A 1,735-nucleotide genomic window follows, 5' to 3' on the forward strand; every position below is an offset into this window, starting at 1 on the left:
AGAATGCCACCACCGTCATCTCCTGCACCGAACCCTCGCCGGTGTCGAACTCCAACCTCGTCTTCATCCGCGAATCCATCGCCACCACCGCAACCATCCGCCTCGTCAGCGCCATGGCGGTGCTGGGGTGAGAAGCCTACGGAGCCCCGCTGTGCGGCCCAGCGAGCGACGACAATGACTCCTCCCAAGTCAGGGGACGGTTACGTCCGCATGGCCGAAGGCGAATTCGAGGAGCTGCTCGCCCGCGCCGCCGAGCGCGGCGCGCGCCGGGCGCTCGCCGATGTCGGGCTCGAAGGCAAGGAGGCAGCGCTCGACATCCGCGATCTGCGCTCGCTCATCGAATACATCCGCTTCGTCCGGCGCACCGCGGTTCAGACGGCGGTGCGCCTGATCACCACTGGCATCCTGCTCGCCCTCCTCGCCGGCATCGCCATCAAGCTGAAGCTGTTCGGCAACGGCTCGTGACCTCGACGCAAATCCACGACGGCTGCGGCCCGCCTCCCCGGCGGGCCTTTTCGTTTGGAGAATCACCCATGACCCCGAAATGGTACCAGATCGCGATCGCCGAGCTCGGCCAGCAGGAGATCGCCGGCACCGCGCACAACCCGCGCATCGTCGCGTATCACCAGGCGACCGGACTTCGCGCCCAGGACGACGAGACGCCCTGGTGCGGCGCCTTCGTTGCCTGGTGCCTGGGGACGGCGGGCATTCCTTACGACAAGGCTTCGGCCGCGTCCGCGCGCTCCTGGCTCGATTGGGGTCGCAAGCTCGAACATCCGACCATTGGCTGCGTGGCCGTATTCTGGCGTGGGCACCGCGATGGCTGGCAGGGGCATGTGGGCTTCTATGCCGGGCGCGATGCGCAGGGTCGCATCCTGGTGCTCGGCGGCAATCAGGGCAACGCCGTGAGCGTCCGCCCTTACTCGGCCGACCAGCTTCTCGGTTATCGCTGGCCCGAGAACGTGCCGCTGCCGCCCGACATTCAGCCCCTGCGCCAATCGGGTGTCGTCCAGGGCAGCACGGTCGCCGCCGCAAGCGGTGCTGCGGTCATTGCCGACAATCTGCCGATGCTCGTGAGCAATCTCGAGCGCGCCGACGGCCATCTCGAGGCCGGCACGCTCTTCGGAGTGGCCATCGGCCTGCTGATCATCGCCGGCGCCGGATGGGCGCTGTGGCAGCGCATCCGCGCCGCGCGCGAACTGCGCGATGGAGTAGCACGATGATCTCTTGGCTTCTCTCGCTTCCCTGGGTGCGACGGCTCGGTCTCTGGATCGGCGCCGTCGTCGCTGCCGTCGCAGCCATTGCCGCCATCCGCCGGTCCGGCGAGCGCGCCGGCCGCCTCGAGGAACGCCTCAACCAACAGAAGGAAATCGCCGATGCCGAGCGTCGGATGCTGGATGCCTCGCGCGATCGCCCTCGTGATCGCGACGACCTTGCTCGCCGCTTGCGCGACGGCTCGTTCTGATCGGCCGGCGGGCGTCGTCTGCCCGCCGGTCCCGGTCTACAGCAAACCGTTCCTCAAACGCGCCGCCGATGAGCTCGATCGTCTGCCGGCCGGCTCGGCGATCGAACAGATGCTCGCGGACTATCAGGTGATGCGCGAGCAGGCGCGCACGTGCCAGCGAAGGTGATTTGGCGTCTTAGAGCGTGTTTGAGAAGGGTCACTGCCATCTTCTGAGCAGCGTGGCGGTTGCGGCGATGGTGATGAGGGCTTCGGCGACGGCGGTGAGTTGCG

Annotated in this window: 3 protein-coding genes; all 3 read left to right on the forward strand. The window is 67.7% G+C overall.

Translation table 11 applies throughout. From position 1 onward, the window contains the following. Positions 1–210 precede the first annotated feature (210 nt). The 3 genes from EDC22_RS17790 (at position 211) to EDC22_RS17805 (ending at position 1,631) form a co-directional block, all read left to right on the forward strand. On the forward strand, positions 211–465 hold the full coding sequence (locus tag EDC22_RS17790; RefSeq protein WP_425385544.1) for a DUF6127 family protein: 255 nt from the start codon (positions 211–213) through the stop codon (positions 463–465). A gap of 68 nt (positions 466–533) precedes the next feature. After that, a complete protein-coding gene (locus EDC22_RS17795) occupies positions 534–1,223 on the forward strand; it encodes a TIGR02594 family protein (protein ID WP_132808105.1) in 690 nt (229 codons plus the stop codon). 153 nt (positions 1,224–1,376) lie between these two features. Further along, positions 1,377–1,631, forward strand: a complete 255-nt coding sequence (locus EDC22_RS17805; RefSeq protein WP_207903846.1) for a hypothetical protein — start codon at positions 1,377–1,379, stop codon at positions 1,629–1,631. Positions 1,632–1,735: the final 104 nt, after the last annotated feature.

Origin of the sequence: Tepidamorphus gemmatus (genome assembly GCF_004346195.1) — a bacterium.
Classification (GTDB): domain Bacteria; phylum Pseudomonadota; class Alphaproteobacteria; order Rhizobiales; family Tepidamorphaceae; genus Tepidamorphus; species Tepidamorphus gemmatus.